Annotated in this window: 13 protein-coding genes; 4 read left to right on the plus strand and 9 right to left on the minus strand. The window is 71.7% G+C overall.

The window, feature by feature from the left end:
• The coding region (locus VFE05_05895) for a protein kinase family protein (protein HET6229595.1) at positions 1–1,077 on the plus strand (1,077 nt) is incomplete at its 5' end.
• Between the two features lie 10 nt (positions 1,078–1,087).
• The gene (locus VFE05_05900) at positions 1,088–1,423 is read left to right on the plus strand and encodes a hypothetical protein (GenBank protein HET6229596.1); all 336 of its coding nucleotides are present in this window, start codon (positions 1,088–1,090) and stop codon (positions 1,421–1,423) included.
• Positions 1,424–1,524: 101 nt separating this feature from the next.
• Here VFE05_05900 and VFE05_05905 read toward each other — a convergent pair whose 3' ends face one another.
• Both VFE05_05905 and VFE05_05910 read right to left on the minus strand, forming a co-directional pair.
• Entirely contained in the window at positions 1,525–2,073 is a 549-nt protein-coding gene (locus VFE05_05905) for an outer membrane beta-barrel protein (GenBank protein ID HET6229597.1), read from the minus strand.
• A 371-nt stretch (positions 2,074–2,444) separates the two neighbouring features.
• Positions 2,445–3,005, minus strand: coding sequence for a GNAT family N-acetyltransferase (locus VFE05_05910; protein ID HET6229598.1), 561 nt, complete (start codon positions 3,003–3,005; stop codon positions 2,445–2,447).
• 275 nt (positions 3,006–3,280) lie between these two features.
• On the opposite strand from VFE05_05910, the gene VFE05_05915 reads away from it, so the two are divergent.
• Positions 3,281–5,134: an ATP-binding protein gene (locus VFE05_05915; protein HET6229599.1), complete on the plus strand. Its 1,854-nt coding sequence runs from the start codon at positions 3,281–3,283 to the stop codon at positions 5,132–5,134.
• Positions 5,135–5,309: 175 nt separating this feature from the next.
• On the opposite strand, the gene VFE05_05920 is transcribed toward VFE05_05915, so the two are convergent.
• The 6 genes from VFE05_05920 to VFE05_05945 form a co-directional block, all read right to left on the minus strand.
• On the minus strand, positions 5,310–7,517 hold the full coding sequence (locus VFE05_05920; protein ID HET6229600.1) for a hypothetical protein: 2,208 nt from the start codon (positions 7,515–7,517) through the stop codon (positions 5,310–5,312).
• A gap of 690 nt (positions 7,518–8,207) precedes the next feature.
• Complete coding sequence (locus tag VFE05_05925; GenBank protein HET6229601.1) at positions 8,208–9,089, minus strand: glutaminyl-peptide cyclotransferase; 882 nt, start codon at positions 9,087–9,089, stop codon at positions 8,208–8,210.
• A gap of 4 nt (positions 9,090–9,093) precedes the next feature.
• Entirely contained in the window at positions 9,094–10,956 is a 1,863-nt protein-coding gene (locus VFE05_05930; GenBank protein ID HET6229602.1) for a PDZ domain-containing protein, read from the minus strand.
• A gap of 181 nt (positions 10,957–11,137) precedes the next feature.
• The gene (locus tag VFE05_05935) at positions 11,138–12,205 is read right to left on the minus strand and encodes an alpha/beta hydrolase (protein ID HET6229603.1); all 1,068 of its coding nucleotides are present in this window, start codon (positions 12,203–12,205) and stop codon (positions 11,138–11,140) included.
• A 285-nt stretch (positions 12,206–12,490) separates the two neighbouring features.
• Positions 12,491–13,834 carry a hypothetical protein gene (locus VFE05_05940; GenBank protein ID HET6229604.1) on the minus strand — a complete coding sequence of 448 codons (1,344 nt, stop codon included), beginning with the start codon at positions 13,832–13,834 and terminating at the stop codon, positions 12,491–12,493.
• Positions 13,835–14,167: 333 nt separating this feature from the next.
• Positions 14,168–15,157: an EamA family transporter gene (locus VFE05_05945; protein HET6229605.1), complete on the minus strand. Its 990-nt coding sequence runs from the start codon at positions 15,155–15,157 to the stop codon at positions 14,168–14,170.
• Between the two features lie 144 nt (positions 15,158–15,301).
• On the opposite strand from VFE05_05945, the gene VFE05_05950 reads away from it, so the two are divergent.
• Positions 15,302–16,471 (plus strand): acyl-CoA dehydrogenase, encoded by a 1,170-nt coding sequence (locus VFE05_05950; protein ID HET6229606.1) that lies wholly within the window; start codon positions 15,302–15,304, stop codon positions 16,469–16,471.
• Positions 16,472–17,179: 708 nt separating this feature from the next.
• On the opposite strand, the gene VFE05_05955 is transcribed toward VFE05_05950, so the two are convergent.
• A partial coding sequence (locus tag VFE05_05955) for a helix-turn-helix domain-containing protein (GenBank protein HET6229607.1) occupies positions 17,180–17,954 on the minus strand: 775 nt, incomplete at its 5' end.

The raw sequence follows: 17,954 nt of genomic DNA on the forward strand, positions 1-17,954 counted from the left end.
CGGCCGTTCACCGATGCGGACCGCAACCGGATCGCCGTGGGCATGGAGGTGCCGCTGCCCTCGCTGCGCGCCCGCAACCCCAATGTGCCCGAGGCGGTGGAGGCGGCCATCCGCCGCGCCCTGGCGTACGACCCGGCAGAGCGCTTCCCGGACGCGGGCTCGTTCGGCGACGCGCTGCGCATGCTCATCCCCACGGTCGAGAACGTGCCCTTCGCCGGCGCCGCGGGTGCCAGCGCGCTGGCGGGCGCCTCCGCCATCGCTGCTGCACCGCCGCGGCATCGCGTCACCGTGGACGCGGACGACCGCACCATGCTCGCGCCCCCGCCGCTCGCCACGCCCGACGGGCGCCCCGTGGCCGCGGCGCCCGTGATCCAGCCGCCGCGCAGGCGGCGTGAGGAAGAGGAGAAGGCGGGCGGAACGACGGTGCTCTTCTGGGTGCTCGTGCTTCTCGTCGTCGCGGCCGCGGGCGGGTTCATCGCGTGGCAGGCGCTGCGCGGCGGCGGCACGCGCGCCGACCGGCCGCTGGCCGACCTGCCGGACAGCGTGGCGCCCGACAGCGCGGGCAGCCAGTCGCAGCTCACCGCCGCCGACGCGTTCATCGCGGACCAGGAAGGGCTGCGCAGCCTGCGAATCCGCGACTACCCGTCGGCCCTGGCGTACTTCCAGAAGGCGGCGGAGATCGACTCCACCAAGGCCGAGTACCGCGACCGCTACGCGTACACGCTGATCGTGCTCAAGCGCCCGCAGGAGGCGATCCCGCCGCTGGAGGACGCCATCCGCCTGGACCCGCAGCTCGACCTGGCGTACAGCCACCTGGCCGACGCGCGTCTGGCGCTGGGCGACACCGCCGCCGCCGTGGCCGCGCTCCAGCGGTTCCTGGCGGTCAGCATCCGTCCCGGCCCCAAGGCCGAGGTGCGCCGCCGCCTGGACGCGCTGATGGGCATCACGCCGCCGCCCGCGCCCGCCCCGAATCCGGCGACCGACAGCACCGCAGCGCCTCGACCGTCAACGACCGACTCCACGGGGATGCCGCACGACACCATCGTCATCGGCGCGCCGCCGCCGGCAGGGCGCTGAGCCCGCGGCGATGCTGCACGACGTAGCCCTGCGCGCCACCGGCCGCGCCGAGGTGCCCGCGTACGGCCTGGCCGACGCGGAGCACCAGGTGGAGAAGGAGGTGCGCACCGCCTGGCCCGGCGCCACCGTGGAAGTGCTCGACGTCTCCCGTACCGGCGGCACCGCCCGCATCGTGGAGGAGTTCACCGTCCGCTTCCGCGCCCAAGGCACCGTCCCGGTCGAGGCGGATTCGGAAGCGGATGCGCGGCGTGCGGCGCTGCGGCATCTCCGCGCGGCGTTCGCGGACACGCGCTACCACCGGCTCGACTTCCAGATTCCCGAGCGGGATGCCGGGCATCTACCGTAGCACGCCGCACGTGCATCTACCGAAAAGCAGCACGACGAAGCGGGGCCCCGGCGGAAGAATCCGCCGGGGCCCCGCTGCCGTTCATCTACCGAATGCGCGGCTCAGAAGAGCGTGATGCCCACGAGCACCTGGTTGCGCGAGAGGCGGCCGTCCTGGTTGTCGGCGGCGGACTGGCTCACGCGGCGGTACTGCGCGTCCACCCCGAACATGGACGTGAGCTGCGAGCGCACGCCCACCTGGAAGCCCAACTGGTTGCGGTTGTCGTGGAACTTGGGCGTGGACGGCGACTGGAGGTCTTCCACCGTGTAGCGGCCCAGGCCCGCGTGCACGCCGGCATACGGCGCCAGCGGGATCAGCGGCAGCTTCAGGAAGTAGTTGGCCTCGGCCAGCACGCCGTAGCTGGTGGCGCTGTGGGTGGCCTCGCTCGCCTTACCCGTGGTGTAGCCCGTCACGCCCACGCCGATGCCGAACGGGAGCACGTACTCCGCGCCCACGTCGAACCCGTCCTTGGTGGGGATGGAGTCGCGGCTCACCTTGTTGGAGTTGTACAGGAAGTGCCCCTTGAGCGCGAAACCCTGCTGCGCCCTGGCCTGCGTGGCGGCCATGCCCACCAGCGCGAGCGAGAGGAAAACGCGGGAAAGCTTGTGCATCGGTCCGGCTCCTTGATTGGGATCACGGCCCGCGCTGCGGACCGAAACGGTTGTGCGGCTCCGTACCACGCCGCGTTGAACCTCGGAACTGCTACCGCCCTCCTACCCTCGTCCCGCGCCAGATGATCCGGCAGGGGCGCAGCGCAGGCTTCGGGAGATGCGATCCGCCGGACACCTCTCCGGCGCATTCGCCTTGCCAGCTTGGCGTGCGATGCTGACGAACTCACCGCCCTTCCCGTCACGCCCGCGCACGGTATCGTGCTGCTCGATGCACCTCCATCGACCGTCGTTCTGGCAGACGACGTTCGGTAGATGCACATCCACCGGCGCGTCGAATCGCCCGTCCTCCCACTATCCCCCTCGCCGTAGATCTACCCACCGCGCGGCGCGTCCAGCTCCTCGCGGAGGATGCCGTACATCTCGATGTCCTCCAGCACGCCGTTCTTCAGGACGTGGCGGCGCTGCATGCCTTCGCGCATCATCCCCGCCTTCAGCAGCACCGCGCCGGACGCGGGGTTGCGCGTGAAGTGGTGTGCGGTCACGCGGCTCATCTCCCAGACCGTGAGCGCGAACCGCACCGCCGCGCGCGCCGCCTCGGTGCAGAAGCCGCGCCCCCAGAACGGCACGCCCATCCAGTAGCCCAGCTCCGCACGCCGGTGCGCCCGCGTGGCCACGAGGCCCACGACACCCATCAGCTCGCCCGTCTCGCGAAGCGTGATGCCGAACACGGCCTCGTCGCCTGCGGCGAAGCGGTCGGCGTGCATGGCGATCCACGCCTCCGCCACGCCGTCCGGGTACGGGTGCGGCACGGTGAGCGTGGTGTCTGCCACCTCGCGGGCGCCGGCCAGCCGCTGCACCGCGGGCGCGTCGGCCAGGGTGAGCGGGCGAAGTGCCAGGCGCTCGGTCGTGAGGGTCGGGAGCTGGGCGATCATCGGGAGATGCGGTGCGGGCGGACGATGCGGACGTAGATGCGCGGTGGGCGACGCGGAGAGCGTCCCGGCCCACGAGCCGCTGGCGCCTGCATCCACGGCGTGCGGGAAACGTCGGCGGTCCCGCGCTCGCGGTCAAGCGCCGCCTCGCAATAGTGCGCAGGCGCGCCTTGCGGCAGGCGCCGGGACGCTGGCCCCGGTGTTGCGAAAGCGGGCCGGGATTCGCGCGGCGAAGCCGCGCCGGACAGCGACTTTTCAGGCGAGCGACGACGAACGCGATGGTCCCAGACCCGAACAGAACGGGCGCCCCTGACGGCGTTCCCGGAGACCGGCCCGGCGAGCCCGGCCGCGAGACCGCCGAGCGCGAGGCTGCCCTGCGGCGCGGCGAGTCGCGCTTGGGCGCCCGCGACCCCTATGCCGGCATGGCGCCGCCGGACGTGGCTGCGCGCGCCTTCGCGGCGCTGGCCGAGAACTCGCGCGACTACGCCATCTTCCTGATGGACCCCGACGGCATCATCACCTTCTGGGGCGAGGGCGCGCGGCTCATCAAGTGGTGGACCAAGGAGCAGACCGAGGGCGCCCACCTGCGCCTGCTGTACCCGGACGGCGGCTCCGAAGACGGCACCGCCGAGTCGCACCTGGAGGAAGCGGCCGCCACCGGCGAGTACACGGGCGAGGGGCACCGCGTGCGCAGCGACGGCTCCACCTTCTGGGCGGGCGTCACGCTCACCGCGCTGCGGGACGACGCGGGCGTGCTGCTGGGCTTCGCCAAGACCACGCGCGACCTGACCGCCACCCGCGCCGCGGGCGCCGCGCTGCTCGCCGCCAACGACGCCGCCGAGCAGGCGCGCACCGAAGCGGAAGTGGCCAACCGCGCCAAGAGCCTCTTCCTGGCCACCATGAGCCACGAGATCCGCACCCCCATCAACGCCATCATGGGCTATGCGGAGCTGCTGGACATGGAGCTGGGCGGGCCGCTCACCGAGGCGCAGCGCGGCCACCTGACCCGCATCCGCACCAGCAGCGTGCACCTGCTGGGGCTGATCGACGAGGTGCTGGACTTCTCGCGCATCGAGGCCGACCGGCTGGCCGTGGGCCTTTCCGCCGGCCGGATCGGCGACGCGGTGGACGGCGCCCTCGCGCTGGTGCAGCCGCAGGCGCACGCCCGCGGCCTGGACCTGAACGACCGCGTCTCGGCCTTCTCGGCCGACGTGACGTACTGGGGCGACGAGGAGCGCGTGCGCCAGGTGCTGGTGAACCTGCTCTCCAACGCGGTCAAGTTCACCCCGCCCGGCGGCCGCATCACCCTCAGCGCCGGCACCGCCGAGCGGCCCTCGCCCCAGGCGAAGCTGGAGGGGCCGGGGCCGTGGGCGTACGTGCGCGTGGAAGACACGGGGCCCGGCATCGACCCGGCGCGGCTGGACGCCATCTTCCAGCCGTTCGAGCAGGTGGACATGAACTTGACGCGCCGCCACGGCGGCACGGGCCTGGGCCTCACCATCAGCCTGCGGCTGGCGCGGCTCATGGGCGGCGACCTCACGGTGAACAGCGAGCCCGGCGTGGGCTCCACCTTCGTGCTGTGGCTGCCCGCCGCCCCGCTCCCGGCGGAGTCGCTCTCCCCCGGCACCTCCCCGCCCCACGGCGCGCTGCCGATCGCCCTCCTCCAGGCGGTCCAGGAAGCGATCACGCTCGAGATGGACCGGCTGCTGCACGCGTACGTGGCGCGCCTGCGCGGCGACCCGCGGTTCGTCCACGCCCGCGGCATCCCCGAGCCCGAGCTGGAGGACCACCTGGTCTCGTTCCTGGCCGACGTGGCGGGCACGCTGGGCGGCGCCGACCTGGCGGCCGGCGCCGAAGCGGGCTCGCTGCGCGACGGCACCGCCATCCAGCGCACCATCGCCCAACGCCATGGCGCGCAGCGGCAGCGCCTGGGCTGGACCGCCGCTGAGGTGCGCGGCGAGTTCCGCGTTCTCCGCGAAGAGCTGGAAGCCGCCCTCCGCCGCCGCCTCCACCCCGAACGCGAGGGCGAGGTAGACGAGGCCGTAGGATTGGTCACCGTCTTCGTCGACACCGCCGAGCAGGTCAGCCTCGCCAGTCACGCCCTCGCCGCCGCGGGCGTCGAGGACGTGTAGCCGAGGGGCCGCAGGGTGGGAGATGGCGGGGGGGTGCTGGAGCGATTCCCGGCGGTAGAAGCTAGAAGCGAGCGGATGCGGACGTTGACCAGGTTCGCGTCGGGCTCAGGCACAACGCGCCCGCTATCCGCACCAGCACGGCCGACGCCCCGAATCCCACCGCTGCTTTCCGATTCTACGAACACATGCTAACCCCAACCCCCCAAAGCAGTTCTCCCCTCTCCCGCTTGCGGGGGAGGGGCCGGGGGAGGGGGCATCCCTCTCCGCCCTCGACCCCACCCCGCCACCCCACCAGACCACAACCCGCGCCGGAAAGCGGGTCGATCTCCGGCGCGGCCTGCTGATCCTGCACGGCCCCATCCGCCGGCCCCGCCTCTCCGCCCGACTCGTCCGACGCTCCCGCCGGAACACCCCCTCCAGCCGCGGTCACCGTCGATCCGCTGGCCGTGGATCCGGTCGTTGCAGTAGTTACCGTCGTCACCGTGGTCGTTCCGGCCGGTACGAGGCCGCCGGACTGCACGCCCGGAACGCCGCCGCTGCCGGGTGTCCCACCAGCTTGCGGGGTAGGCGCGGGTGCGCCGGCGGTGACCTGCTCGGGGTCCTGGGCCGGGGGCGGGGTGATCACGAAGCTCCACACGGCGCGCTGCCCGTCCGGGTTGACGATGGTGAGCGAGTGCGCCCCTTCGCGAGCCGCCGGGTCCTTGCCCGCCGCGTCCGGCAGCCGCGTCCACCCCGCCGCGGGATTGGCGAGCTTCAGCAGCAGCGTGCGCGCGAACCCGGGCTGGTCTTCGGCGGCGATGATGGTGGGGCGGCCGCTGGGGTGCTCCACCGGGTCCAGCATGCTGGGCATCACGTCCTGGTCGTCCACGCGGAACTGCGCGTCGGGCGACAAGTTGGTGCCGTCGATGTGCAGCACCAGGCTGCCCAGCGTGGCCTCCACCCGCTTGATCACGGGGCCGGCTTTCCGCGCCACCTTGCCGCCCAGGTATCCCACCGAGCTCACGCCCATCAGCGCCAGGAAGCCTTCGGGGATGCTGGGCAGGTGCTCGATATCGGCGGGGCTGGTGGAGAGGGCAAGCACCACGAACGACAGCACGCCCACGATGGTCCACACCAGGAACTGCAGCCGCTCCGGCGCCACCAGCCCGCCCGACGTGACCAAGTCCGATGCGCTGGGATGGTGCTCGCCCGCCCCCTTCGACCCTTTGGCGCTGGTGATGCCCACCGCCAGGGCGCTGGTGCCGGTGGTGATGAGCAGCAGGCTGGGCAGCCCCCCCGGCACCTCCGCGAAGGTGAAGTCGCCGCGCACCAGGCTGCGGCAGATGGTGAGATACGCATAGCCCACCAGCGCCGCCGCCGTCCACAGGTAGAACTGGAGCTTGGACAGGCTGTACGTGTTCGTCTCGCGGTCCAGGAACGCGATGGTGGAGAGGGCGGCGCGCCGGCTGCCCGCGCCGGAGCCGACCTTGGTGAGCGGCCACAGCAGCGCCAGCACCCCGGCGACTACCAGCGCCAGCAGCGCCGCCGCCGTCCAGGCGGGCGTGCGCTCCTTGACCATGGAGATGATGAAGGTGCGCTCCGGCGAGACCTGATTCCCCACGCGCACCTGCACCTTCACCAGCCCCTTCATGGGGTTCGGCTCCTGCTTCAGCCAGCGCACCCGCAGCGTGTGGCCGTCCGGGTCCACCGAGGTAAGCTGGCATCCGCGGCCGGGAAGCGTGTCGGTGCAGGGCGGGTAGACCTGCCCGTTCAGGATGAGCTGGTTCTCGGCTTCGATGGGGCTCAGGCCCTGCACGTCCAGGTACGCCTCCACCGCCCCGTCGCCGTACGCCACGGCCGGCAGCACGGCCCGCACCCGCACCGTGTCGTCGTTCCGCACCAGGTAGCCGTGGCCCGGCGTGGGCGCGTACACCCGCCCCGCGCGAGAGGTGTCCGGGCGGCCGGCCCACACGCGGTAGTAGCCGAAGCGCGTCTCCGGCGGGATCACGAACCGCATCGACCCGCTGTCGCGGGCGGCGGCGGGGATGGCGACCTGGAAGCCGAACCCGCCGGGAATGCACCCCTGCACGTCCGGCGGGCAGGCGCGCGAGAACGCCGGCTCGAAGCCGATCACGCGGCCGCGCGGGTTCGCCGGGAAGCGGCCCCACACCCGCACGATCGTGCCCCGCTCGGCGCTGGCCGGGCTGATGGTGTCCAGGAAGATGCCGTTGATGGCCCCGGTGTCCGCGGGGGCCGCCGGTGGCCTGGCAGCCGCTCCTCCGGCCGCGACCTGCCGCGCGGCGGCCGTGTCGCCCGGCGGCAGGTTCTGGGCGCGGGCTCCGGCGGACGGCAGCACGGACAGCAGCAGGAGCAGCGCACCGGCACTGCGCGTGGCGTTTCGCATTGGGGGGGAGCTCGGGAGAGGTGGGGCCGTGACGGAACCGCACGTGGCTCCGGACGATGAGACGGACACGCCGTGCGATACCCGCATGCAGGCGGATGCCGCGGCGCCGGTGGAAGCGATGGGGCGGAGCTGCTGTCGTGCGAGGGTTCGGCCTCGCGAGGACGGCACGGACAAACCGTCCGAAACGGAGTATGTTCGGACGCGCGATGCGCGTCAACGGTGACGTTCGTCTACTTCGGACGTTCACAGTGGAAGAGCCGTCGGCGGAGGGCGGGGCAAAAAACGAGGCCGGGCGCCCACGTGGTGTGGACGCCCGGCCGTCGTTCGGCATCGCGGCTCTCCCGAAGCTTACCGCCAGACGAGGCGGAGCAGCCTGCGGAGAATGGGGAAGAAGCCCCCGAGGAGCTTCATCAGCAGAGTCAGGATCACGGACCTGAAGATCCAGCGGAGAAGAATCATGAGCGGGACCGGCGGTTCGGGAGACGTGATGCTCGTGATTGCCCTACGCTGCGCCGCACGCACCGGTTTCACCACGCGGCCGAACTTCTCCGAATCCACATCCCGCATCCATCGAAGTCGTTTCACATCTCCCGGACCCGACTTCGTTCTACGATCGATGCACGGCAGATCGTCATCCCCCGGCCCGCATCTCCGGGCCACCGCCTGCCGTACGTCTCCCGAGAACCCCAGCTACTTCGCCGCCGCCGAGTCGGAGGACGGCGCCGCCAGGGGCGCTCCGGCTACGCTGGAAGATGCCGCGGGGAGGCGGATCTCGAAGATCTTCGGCCACAGCTTTCCCGTCACCAGCACGCGGTCGTGGTCCGCGTCGTAGGCGATGCCGTTGAGCACGGCCTCGCGGTCGGTCACGTCGCCGGGCTTGAGCAGGCCGGAGAGGTCCAGCCACTGGATCACCCGTCCGTTGCTGGCGTCGATGCGGGCGATGCGGTCGGTGTGCCACACGTTGGCCCACAGCTCGCCGCGTATCCACTCCAGCTCGTTGAGCTGCGTGACCGGGGTGGACCCGTCGCGCACGTCGATGGTGCGGACGATCTGAAAGTTCACCGGGTCCAGGAAGCGGATGCGGTCCGTCCCGTCGCTCATCACCAGCGACTTGCCGTCGTTGGTGAGCCCCCAGCCCTCGCCGTCGAACGAGAAGCTGGACACCTGCTTGAACGTGACGGGGTCGTACACGAGGCCCACGTGCGTCTGCCAGGTGAGCTGGTAGAGCTTGCCGCCCAGCAGGGTGAGCCCCTCGCCGAAGTACGTGGTGTCCAGCCGCACCTGCTGGAGCACCTTGCCCGTGGCCGGCTCCACCTTGCGCACCAGCGACAGGCCGTTGCGCCCCGTGCTCTCGTACAGCGCGCCGTCGTGCCAGAAGATGCCCTCGGTGAACGAGCTGGTGTCGTGCGGGAACGAGGCGACCACGGCGGGCCGCGCCACCGTGGCCGCGGGAAACGCCGGCTGCTCCGGCGGGTTGTTACCCTGCGGCTCGTCGCCGCTGCACCCGGCCATCCCCAGCGTCACCGCCATCCCCATCGTCGCGGCCATCGCGGCCGTGGCAATCAGTCGCATCGCGCTACATCCCCGCCTTGGAGCCCAGCCAGCGCGCACGGAAGGCGCGCATCTCGTCCGTCACCGGCCGGCCCGCCGCCTCGTACGGCACCACCTCGACCGCCGGGTTCTCCACCAGCGTCACGTTCACGGTGCGTCGCACGCCACGCTGCTCCACCTCCACCGGCACCGTCTCGCCCGGGCGGTGCGCCAGCAGCGCCGTGCGTGCCGCATCGGCCGTGGTCGCCGCCTGCCCCGCGATGCTCACGATGCGGTCCTCGCGGTCGATCCCGGCGCGGTAGAAGCTGCCGCCCACCACGGGGCCGCTCGCCACGATCACCCCGTCGTCGTCCACGAAGCCCGTTCCCAGCCACGGCGCCCCCGCGTGCGCCTTGCGGACGAGGAACCCGGCCGGCGCCAGCAGCCGCTCGTAGTCCAGCGCCTCGTGGCCCTGCACGTAGCGGTCGAAGAAGTCGTTCGCGAAGGCCGCGTCTCCCGTCACCTGGCCCAGCACGCGCCGCAGGTCGGCCAGCGTGTACGGCCGCTCGGGCGCCAGCGCGGCGCTCTGGAAGCGGCCGTGCTGCTGCCACATGGCCCGCATGTAGTCGTCCAGCGTCACGTTGGGGAAGCGCTCGCGCAGCGTCAGGTCCAGCCCCAGCCCCAGCGCCGCCCCGAACGTGTAGTACGAGATGAAGGTGTTCTGCCGGTTCTGCGGGTCGATGGAGGCCGCCGCGTCCACGAACGGCGCCTGCATGCTCATCTCGACCGCGCTGAACAGCCGCCGGCCGGGCGCGTTCAGCACCGTGGTCACGTTCCCCGTCACGTCGTCCGCATACGCCGAGTCGTTGTAGATGCCGGCGCGGCGAAGGAAGAGCGCGTCGTAGTAGCTGGTGAAGCCCTCGGCGAACCACAGCTCGCCGCTCATGTTGGCTTCCTCGAAGTTGAACGGCTCCAGCGCCCTGGGGCGGATGCGCTCCACGTTCCACTGGTGGAAGAACTCGTGGCTCACCGTGCCGATGTTGTCCATCGCCCCGGTGCTCAGCGGGCGAGGCGAGGTGATGATGGTGGAGTTGCGGTGCTCCATGCCGTCGCCGTTTGCCCACGGCAGGTAGTCCACGATGAACGTGTACACGCCGCGGTCCGACGGCATCCCGCCGAAGACCGCCGCCTCCTCGGCCACCGTCTTCTTCGCCATCTCCGCGAACGCGTCCAGCTCCGCGTCGGTGCCCAGGTGGTGCATCGCCATCCGCACCGTCACGTCGGTGGCGCCGTTCTTCTGGTGCCAGGTGCGCCAGCGGACGGGCCCCACCTCCGTCGGGCTGTCCATGAAGTACTGGAGATTGGGCGCGGTGAACGTCGCCGAGTCCGCCGTGGGCATCAGCTGCGTGGCCACGCTCCACCCCGGCGCGCGGTGGAAGGTCACGCGGATGGGCGCCGCGTCCAGCCCGCGCGCCCACATGAACGCCGCCGGCATGTTCAGGTGCGCGTGGCTGGCGTCGATGCCCGCGTACGTGCCGTCCGTCCGGTCGCCGTACAGCGTGTACGTCATCCGCACCGTGCCGTCGTGCCCCGCCACGTCCCACTCGTGCGGGTTGGGCCGGGTGAACGACAGCGGCCGCCCCGCCCCGTCGGAGGCGTGCACGCCGTACACGTTCTTGGCGAACTCGTGCAGCGCGTACCGGCCGGGCGACGACCGGCTCATGCGCACCTGGAGCGGCCGGCCCGCGGGCACGCCGGCGAAGGTGGCGGTCACCTGCGCCTCGTGATGCACCGCGTTGGGGAAGGCGATCTCGTACGTTACGCGCGCCTGGGCGTGCGCACCCGCGGCGTTCGCGAGCAGGAGCGCGGGGGCGGCCAGCGCCGGGAGCGCGCGTCGGAAGGTCGGCATGGGCGATCTGCGGGGAGGGTGGAAGAACGGAGACGGGAGAGATTTAGCGAATCCGCCCGCGCCGGGCCAGACGCCGCGCCCGCCCGCGCGAGCCGGGACCGTGGAACACGCACGATCCACCGTCCGGGCGCAAGCCGCCGTTCACCGGGTCGCCGTGTGTCACCGCCGCTCGCCCGATCGCTCAGCGGCAGATGCGCGCATCCCCGCGGCTCCGCCCCTGGCCGAGGGCGGGCGCGGGCTCGTCCAGGCGCGCCGCCGCCCAGTCCGCCAAGGCGCCCAGCACCTCCGGCGCCACGCGCTGCGACGGAAGCTGCTCGTATCCGTCGGGATCGCCGTCCGGGTCGCGCAGCATCAGGTGGTCGACCTCCGGGAAGACCCGCACGGTCACGTCCGGGTTGCCCGCCTCGCGGAACGCGGCCCCCAGCGCGCCGGCCTGGCGGGGAAGCACCTGCCAGTCCGTCTCGCCCTGCAGCACCAGCACCGCGGCCGAGCGGACGGCGCGCGCCGTGGCCAGCGGGTCGTACTCCAGCTCGCCCGCGCCCCACATGCGCTGGATCGTCCGGTCCAGGTAGGCGCTCCGCACCCGCAGCGCCGAGTCGCGGGCGGCCGGCGTCGCCAGGCTGCGGTCGCGCGCGACGGACGTGCTCACCTGCTCGCGCAGCGCGTCGCCCAGCCGCTGCCCCGGCGCGCCCAGCAGCGCGATCAGGCGCAGCGTCGAATCCTCCGCCGCGAGCATGGGGGCGACCGCGCCGCCCTCGCTGTGGCCCATCACCCCCAGCCGCGCGGAGTCCACGTCGCCGCGGGCGCGCAGGTAGGCGAGCGCGGCGCGCACGTCCGCCGCGACCCGGGTTATGCTGGAGCGATGGTGGAAGTCGCCCTGGCCCACGCCGCGGTCGTCCAGCCGCAGCACCGCGATCCCGCGCCGCGAGAGCGTGTCGGCGACGTCGCGCAGGGGGCGGTACGGGTCCGGCGGCACGCCCCCGTCGCGGTCCTCGGGCCCCGATCCGGACACGAGCACCACCGCCGCCAGCGGCCGCGGCGCCGCGCACGGCAGCGTGAGCGTTCCGCCCAGCGCGGGTCCGGAATCCACCGCCACCGTCACCGCCAGGGCCACGTACGGCGCCCCGGCCGGCGCATCGTACCACCCCGCCGGCACCGCCTGGCGCCTCGGCGGCTGGGCACGCGCGGGGTTCGCCGCCAGCTCCATCACGCCCACCACGACCGCCGCCTCCCACGTCACCAATCGCATCGGACCTCCACGTGCCACATGGACTCCGCGACCACGCCCACCATCCCTCCCGAACGAACGCTGCCCCGTGATTCTGCCGCGCATCCAGCTCACGTCCGGGCGATCGAAAGCGGTGCGCCCCGTCGCCCCCGCACGATACCGCCCGCCGCTGCCACACGTAAGCACTTCGAGGCGGGAGGGCCTCCCACCTCCACCCATCAGGCCCACCCTTCCGGGGAAAGCAATAAAAACGGGGAGGCGCCTCGCGACGCCTCCCCGCATCATTCTCTCCGCAACGAGCCGCGGCTACGGCATCCGCGTCTCTTCAGCCCCCGGAGGCGACGGCCGGTCCGACGCCCCGCCCGACGATCCACCCTCCGCGCCCGCGCTCCCGCTCGACGTCCCGCCGAACGATCCGCCCGTGGACGATCCCCCGAGCGAAGAAACGCCACCCGTGGAACTCGCACCCGTCGAGCCCGAGGCACCGCTCGAGGACGAGCCGCCCGCGGACGAAGATCCGCCACCAGCCGAACTGCCGGTAGATGAGCTCCCGGGTGATGCGCTGCCAGCGGACCCGCTGCCGGACGACGAGCCCCCGAGCGGCGATCCGGTGGGCGACGAACTGCTGGAACCCGTGCTACCGGCGCCGGAGCCCGCCCCGCCAGACGACGAGCCGCCGCCGAATGACCCGCCCGCCGATCCGCTGCCCGGCGACGAACCGCCGAACGATCCGCCGCTCCCGCCCGCGGACCCGCCGCTCGATCCCAATCCGCCGCCCGATCCCGCTCCGCTGCCCGGCGCCGTCCCGCCCGCCGACGAGCCGCCGAGACCCGATCCGCCGAACGATCCGCCGCCGCTGGAGGACGATCCGCCGGTGCTGCCGCCCGCAGACGACCCGCCAACCGAGCTTCCTCCCGACGCGCCGCTACCCGTGCCCGATCCCGACGAGCCGCCGGTCGACGGCTCCAGCTCCACCTCGATCACCCGCTCGCCCCCCGCGTCGCTCCCCAAGGGCGACGTGCCTGCGCTGGCACCCGGCCGCGGCCCCACCGACGAGTCGATCGGCGGGTCGCCGGGCTTGGTGTCGGACGACTGCGGCCACGTCCCGCCGCCCGAGCCCGCCGAGCCGCCGTGCGCCGCCCCGGACGCAGAGGTCGCCGAAGACCCGGCAGATGCCGCCCCCGCCGACGCCCAGCCCTCCGCCGAGAACCCGTCCACCGCGGGGCTGCCGTCGCCCGCCGCGGTCGTGTCCGACGTGGTGCCGGACGTCGTCCCCACCGTGGTTGCTCCAGCCGAGCTTCCCGCCGACGCTCCGCCCGTCGTGTCGTCGCCCTCGCTGCGCGCCTCGGCGCGGTCGGCGCGCATCTCGAACTCCTTGCGGATGCCTTCCAGCGCGTTCTGCATCTTGGTGAGCAGCGCGTCGATGCGGGGCTGCACCTCGGCCGCGAAGTCGTCCACCTTGGGGCGGGCCTTGTCGCGGGCCTCCTGCACCTTGGGCTTCAGGTCCTCGAAGGCGGCCTCCACGCGGCTGTCCAGCTCGTGGAAGACCTGCTTCACCTTGGGACGGATCTCGTTCAGCGCGGCTTCCAGGCGCGCGTTCATCTCCTCCAGCGGGTCGCGCTTGCGGTCGCCCTCGTTCGGATTCTCCATCGTCGGTCTCCTTGCTCGGCATGTGCGGCACCGGACGATCCGGCATCACCCGCCCCACTACGGCGGCCCCGGCGGGGTGTTTCGCACGCTCCGCGCCGCGGCGCCGAACCGCGTCCGCATCCTCCGGCCCTGCCCTGACCCTCCAACGCCCAGCCGTGTCGCCGCAGAATCTACACGCATCTCTCCCGACCATCGCTGCGCCGGGCGAGTCATCCACCGATCAACACGGAAGATGAACGGACATCGGTAGATGCGAAGAGCCGGACGCATCCGCCTGCTGATGCGTCCGGCTCCAAAGACCTGCGCGACGGGAGATGCGATGCGTGCCGATCGTCAGCCCCTCGGCGCGTTCGGCTCCTCATCCGTCTCCCTCGCCTCGCGCAGGTAGCCGGTCACCACGCCCGATACGACGAGCGCGAGGCCCGCCCACCCCAGCGGCGTCAGGTTCTGCCCGAAGATCGCGAGCGCCGCCAGCGACCCCACCACCGGCTCGCAGCTCGCCCCAACCGCCGTCGGCGCCGCGTCGATGCGCTTCGTCGCCCCGAAGAAGGCGAAGTTGGCGAGCACCACCGTGCTGATTCCCAGCGCCACGATGAAGATCCACGGCTGCGTGGACTGCATCCACGCCGGGAACGCGCCGCCGGGTAGCAAGGGCCGGCCCACCAGCGGCAGCAGCACGGCGAGAATGACCGTGCCGCCCAGCAGCTCCCAGAACAGCATCTTCAGCGAGCCGTAGCGCGGCACCACGTAACGGGCCAGCAGCGTGGTGCCCGCGTAGCTGACCGCCGCCACCATCCCGCCCACGATCCCCACCGCGTTCCACGCCGGCTTCGCGCCCTGCGCGCCGAACACCGTCATCGCCACGCCGGCCAGCACCACCAGCGCCAGAGCCACGCGCACCGCCGTGACCCGCTCCTTCAGCAGCGGCCCGGCGAGCAGCGTGATCATCACCGGCGCCGTGTAGAGCAGCGTCACCGCCGCCGCCACGCCCAGGTTGCTGATCGCGTGCTGGAACGCGACCTCGAACGCCGCAACCAGCGCCCCGCCACCCAGCGCGATCACCAGCACCCCGCGCCGGTCGATGCGGAACATCGCGGGCCGGAAGCAGCCGTACGCCAGGAAGCCCAGCACCGCCAGCAGCACCCGCCAGAACCCGATCTCCGTGATGTTGGCGCCCTCCTTGTACAGCGCCTCGCTGATGGGGCCCGTCATCCCCCACAGCGCCCCCGCCGTGAGTGCCAGCCCGTAGCCGGCGAACCGCCGCGCGCGCCCGCCGTCGGCGATGGATGGAGAGAGGGGTACGGCCGGGGAATCGGTCGACATGGAGGTCTCGGGGCGAGTGGCGGGAGATGGGTCACACCGGAAGGACGAAGGGGCCGCGCTTTCTCGACATCCGGCGGGCCACACGCCATATTACGGGGTTGCACGATCCGGCACCACCCGCACTTTCCCGTGGAGACGACCCCCATGTCGACCGTTGACCTCGCGACCGGCGGCGCGCCGCTTACGGTCCTCAGCGAAGAAGAGCAGATGTTCCGCGACCTGGTCCGCCAGTTCGCCGAAGAGGACGTGCGCCCCCGCGTGCACTCCATGGACGAGGCGCAGAAGATGGACCCCAACCTCATCCCCAAGTTCTTCGAGCTGGGGCTGATGGGCATCGAGGTGCCCGAGGAGCTGGGTGGCACCGGCGCCTCGTTCTTCACCGCCGCGCTCGTCGTCGAGGAGCTGTCGCGCGTGGACGCCAGCGTGGGCGTGCTGGTGGACGTGCAGAACACGCTCGTCAACAACGCCTTCATCCGCTGGGGCAGCGACGAGCTCAAGGCCAAGTACCTGCCGCAGCTCACGGCCGAGAAGGTGGGCGCCTACGCGCTCTCAGAGGCTGGCTCCGGCTCGGACGCATTCGCGCTCGCCACGCGCGCCGTGAAGGCCGACGGCGGCTACCGCCTCACCGGCCGCAAGCTGTGGATCACCAACGGCGCCGAGGCCGAGGTCTTCATCGTCTTCGCCAACCTGAACCCCGAGGCGGGCTACCGCGGCATCACCGCGTACATCGTCGAGAAGGAGTTCGCCGGCTTCACGGTGGGCAAGAAGGAAGACAAGCTGGGCATCCGCGCCTCGTCCACCACCGAGCTGGTCCTCGAGGACGTGTTCGTGCCCGAAGAGAACGTGCTGGGCGAAGTGGGCAAGGGCTACAAGACCGCCATCGAAACGCTCAACGAGGGCCGCATCGGCATCGGCGCGCAGATGATCGGCATCGGGCAGGGCGCGCTGGAGGCCACCATCAAGTACGTGGGCGAGCGCGAGCAGTTCGGGAAGAAGATCGGCGACTTCCAGGGCGTGCAGTTCCAGATCGGGCAGATGGCGACGGAACTCGAGGCCGCGCGGCTCATGGTGTACAACGCCGCCCGCCTCAAGGATGCGGGCCAGCCCTTCGTGCACGAGGCCGCCATGGCCAAGCTCTTCTCGTCGCAGGTCGCGCAGCGCATCGCCAGCCAGTGCATCGACCTGTTCGGCGGCTACGGCTTCACCCGCGAGTACCCGGTCGAGAAGTTCTACCGCGACAGCAAGATCGGCACGATCTACGAGGGCACCAGCAACATGCAGCTCCAGACCATCGCCAAGAACCTGATGAAGTGACCGTCGTTCATCCCCGCATGCATCGAAAGCCCCGGCTCCTCGCGAGCGGGGGCTTCGTGGTTTCATGGCACCAGCCAACATCCACTCTAGATGTGAGATGTACGGTGCATGATCGCGAAATGAATCGTAGTCATAAAGTCGACTGTGATGCTTCGTCACGTTCAGGCGGCAGTATCACGGGCAGACGACTCTCGGCCGTACGACACTGAAGCGAAGGGAAAAACGAGAAGCCCCGTGCTCGAATCGAGCCGGGGCTTCTTCGCGTTTGTGCGCCAGCCGTCCGCCATTCGATCGGCGGATTGCGAGGCGAAACCTCGGTAGCGTCCGCGGAACGGCGACCGTCCGGCGGGCGAGGGTTTTGACCGGGTGAGGCGTAAGTCCCCGGGCCGTGGGGCCACCCGGCACTGCAATTTTGTAAGTCCCTGGTGCATCTAAACGCCGCGTTGAGTACGCGGCCAACTCCGGCTGTCCCACCGAACGGCTACCGTGCTGCGCTCGTCGCAGTCCACGGAACCAATCTCGGTACACGGCCGGAGGTACGCCAACACGCCATCCGCCAATTTCACCTATTACCGGCCACATACAGGAATACCACACTAGACGGATGGCCGCACCTGCTCCCCCCATCGTTTCCGCAGAGCTTCCCGCGATCATCTGAAGACAATTCCAACACACCGCTGCTCGAGAGATCGAGCCGGTGAGCACCGGCTATAGCGGGGCGAGGGCTTCCTTGCGGCGAACGCGCTCGGCCTCGGCCTCCTTGCGCTTCTGCTCGCGGACGGCGGTGAGCTCGGCCACCAGCGCGCGCGAGGCGGTGGTGAACGCGCCCAGCTTCCGCATTGCGCGCGGAGTGAGCCCCAGGAACGCGTGGATGGCGGTGCGGAGCGCGTTGTCGGACGAGTAGCCGCACGTGTAGGCGATGCTGCCCACCTTGCGCCGCGGGTCGTCCAGCAGCTGCGCCGCGAACAAGATGCGCATCCACGCCATCAGCCGGCGGGGCGCCGGCAGGCCCGAGCGAACGCACCAGCGCGACAGCGTGCGCCGTGACACGTGCATGCTGCGGGCGAGCGACCGCGCGTGCCCGCCGGCCGACACGCTCTCGGCCGCCGCGAGCGCGATGGTGAGCGCGCGGGTGGAGAGGAAGCTGGGCAGCGCGTCGCGCAGCAGCGTGCGCATGGCCCGGCCCGTGACCGCGCGCAGCCGCTGCGCCAGCGCCTCGGCGATCGCCTCCTGATCGAGCGAGATGATCTCCGAGATGCCCCACGCGCCCAGCACCCGCAGGTCCCGGAAGCGGGGGCCGCGCGTCTCCAGCGCCGCCACCACCGGAACGTAGTTGAAGTCCCGCAGGAACGCGCGCAGCGACGGCGAAGGCCCGTCGCCGCCCGCACCCTCCGCATAAGGATCCACCACGACCAGCGGCAGCGCGGCCGCTTCGCGCACGGCAATCCGCAGCTCGGTCCAGCTTCGGACCGAGCACACGTCG

It is taken from the genome of Longimicrobiaceae bacterium, from assembly GCA_035696245.1.
Lineage (GTDB): Bacteria > Gemmatimonadota > Gemmatimonadetes > Longimicrobiales > Longimicrobiaceae > DASRQW01.

What these genes read in the sequence shown, in the direction of transcription:
- VFE05_05915 (HET6229599.1), top strand. Translation starts at nt 3,281, where the DNA reads ATGGTCCCAGACCCGAACAGAACGGGCGCCCCTGACGGCGTTCCCGGA.
- VFE05_05925 (HET6229601.1), bottom strand. Translation starts at nt 9,089, where the DNA reads ATGCGACTGATTGCCACGGCCGCGATGGCCGCGACGATGGGGATGGCG.
- VFE05_05935 (HET6229603.1), bottom strand. Translation starts at nt 12,205, where the DNA reads ATGCGATTGGTGACGTGGGAGGCGGCGGTCGTGGTGGGCGTGATGGAG.
- VFE05_05950 (HET6229606.1), top strand. Translation starts at nt 15,302, where the DNA reads ATGTCGACCGTTGACCTCGCGACCGGCGGCGCGCCGCTTACGGTCCTC.
- VFE05_05940 (HET6229604.1), bottom strand. Translation starts at nt 13,834, where the DNA reads ATGGAGAATCCGAACGAGGGCGACCGCAAGCGCGACCCGCTGGAGGAG.
- VFE05_05930 (HET6229602.1), bottom strand. Translation starts at nt 10,956, where the DNA reads ATGCCGACCTTCCGACGCGCGCTCCCGGCGCTGGCCGCCCCCGCGCTC.
- VFE05_05920 (HET6229600.1), bottom strand. Translation starts at nt 7,517, where the DNA reads ATGCGAAACGCCACGCGCAGTGCCGGTGCGCTGCTCCTGCTGCTGTCC.
- VFE05_05900 (HET6229596.1), top strand. Translation starts at nt 1,088, where the DNA reads ATGCTGCACGACGTAGCCCTGCGCGCCACCGGCCGCGCCGAGGTGCCC.
- VFE05_05910 (HET6229598.1), bottom strand. Translation starts at nt 3,005, where the DNA reads ATGATCGCCCAGCTCCCGACCCTCACGACCGAGCGCCTGGCACTTCGC.
- VFE05_05945 (HET6229605.1), bottom strand. Translation starts at nt 15,157, where the DNA reads ATGTCGACCGATTCCCCGGCCGTACCCCTCTCTCCATCCATCGCCGAC.
- VFE05_05905 (HET6229597.1), bottom strand. Translation starts at nt 2,073, where the DNA reads ATGCACAAGCTTTCCCGCGTTTTCCTCTCGCTCGCGCTGGTGGGCATG.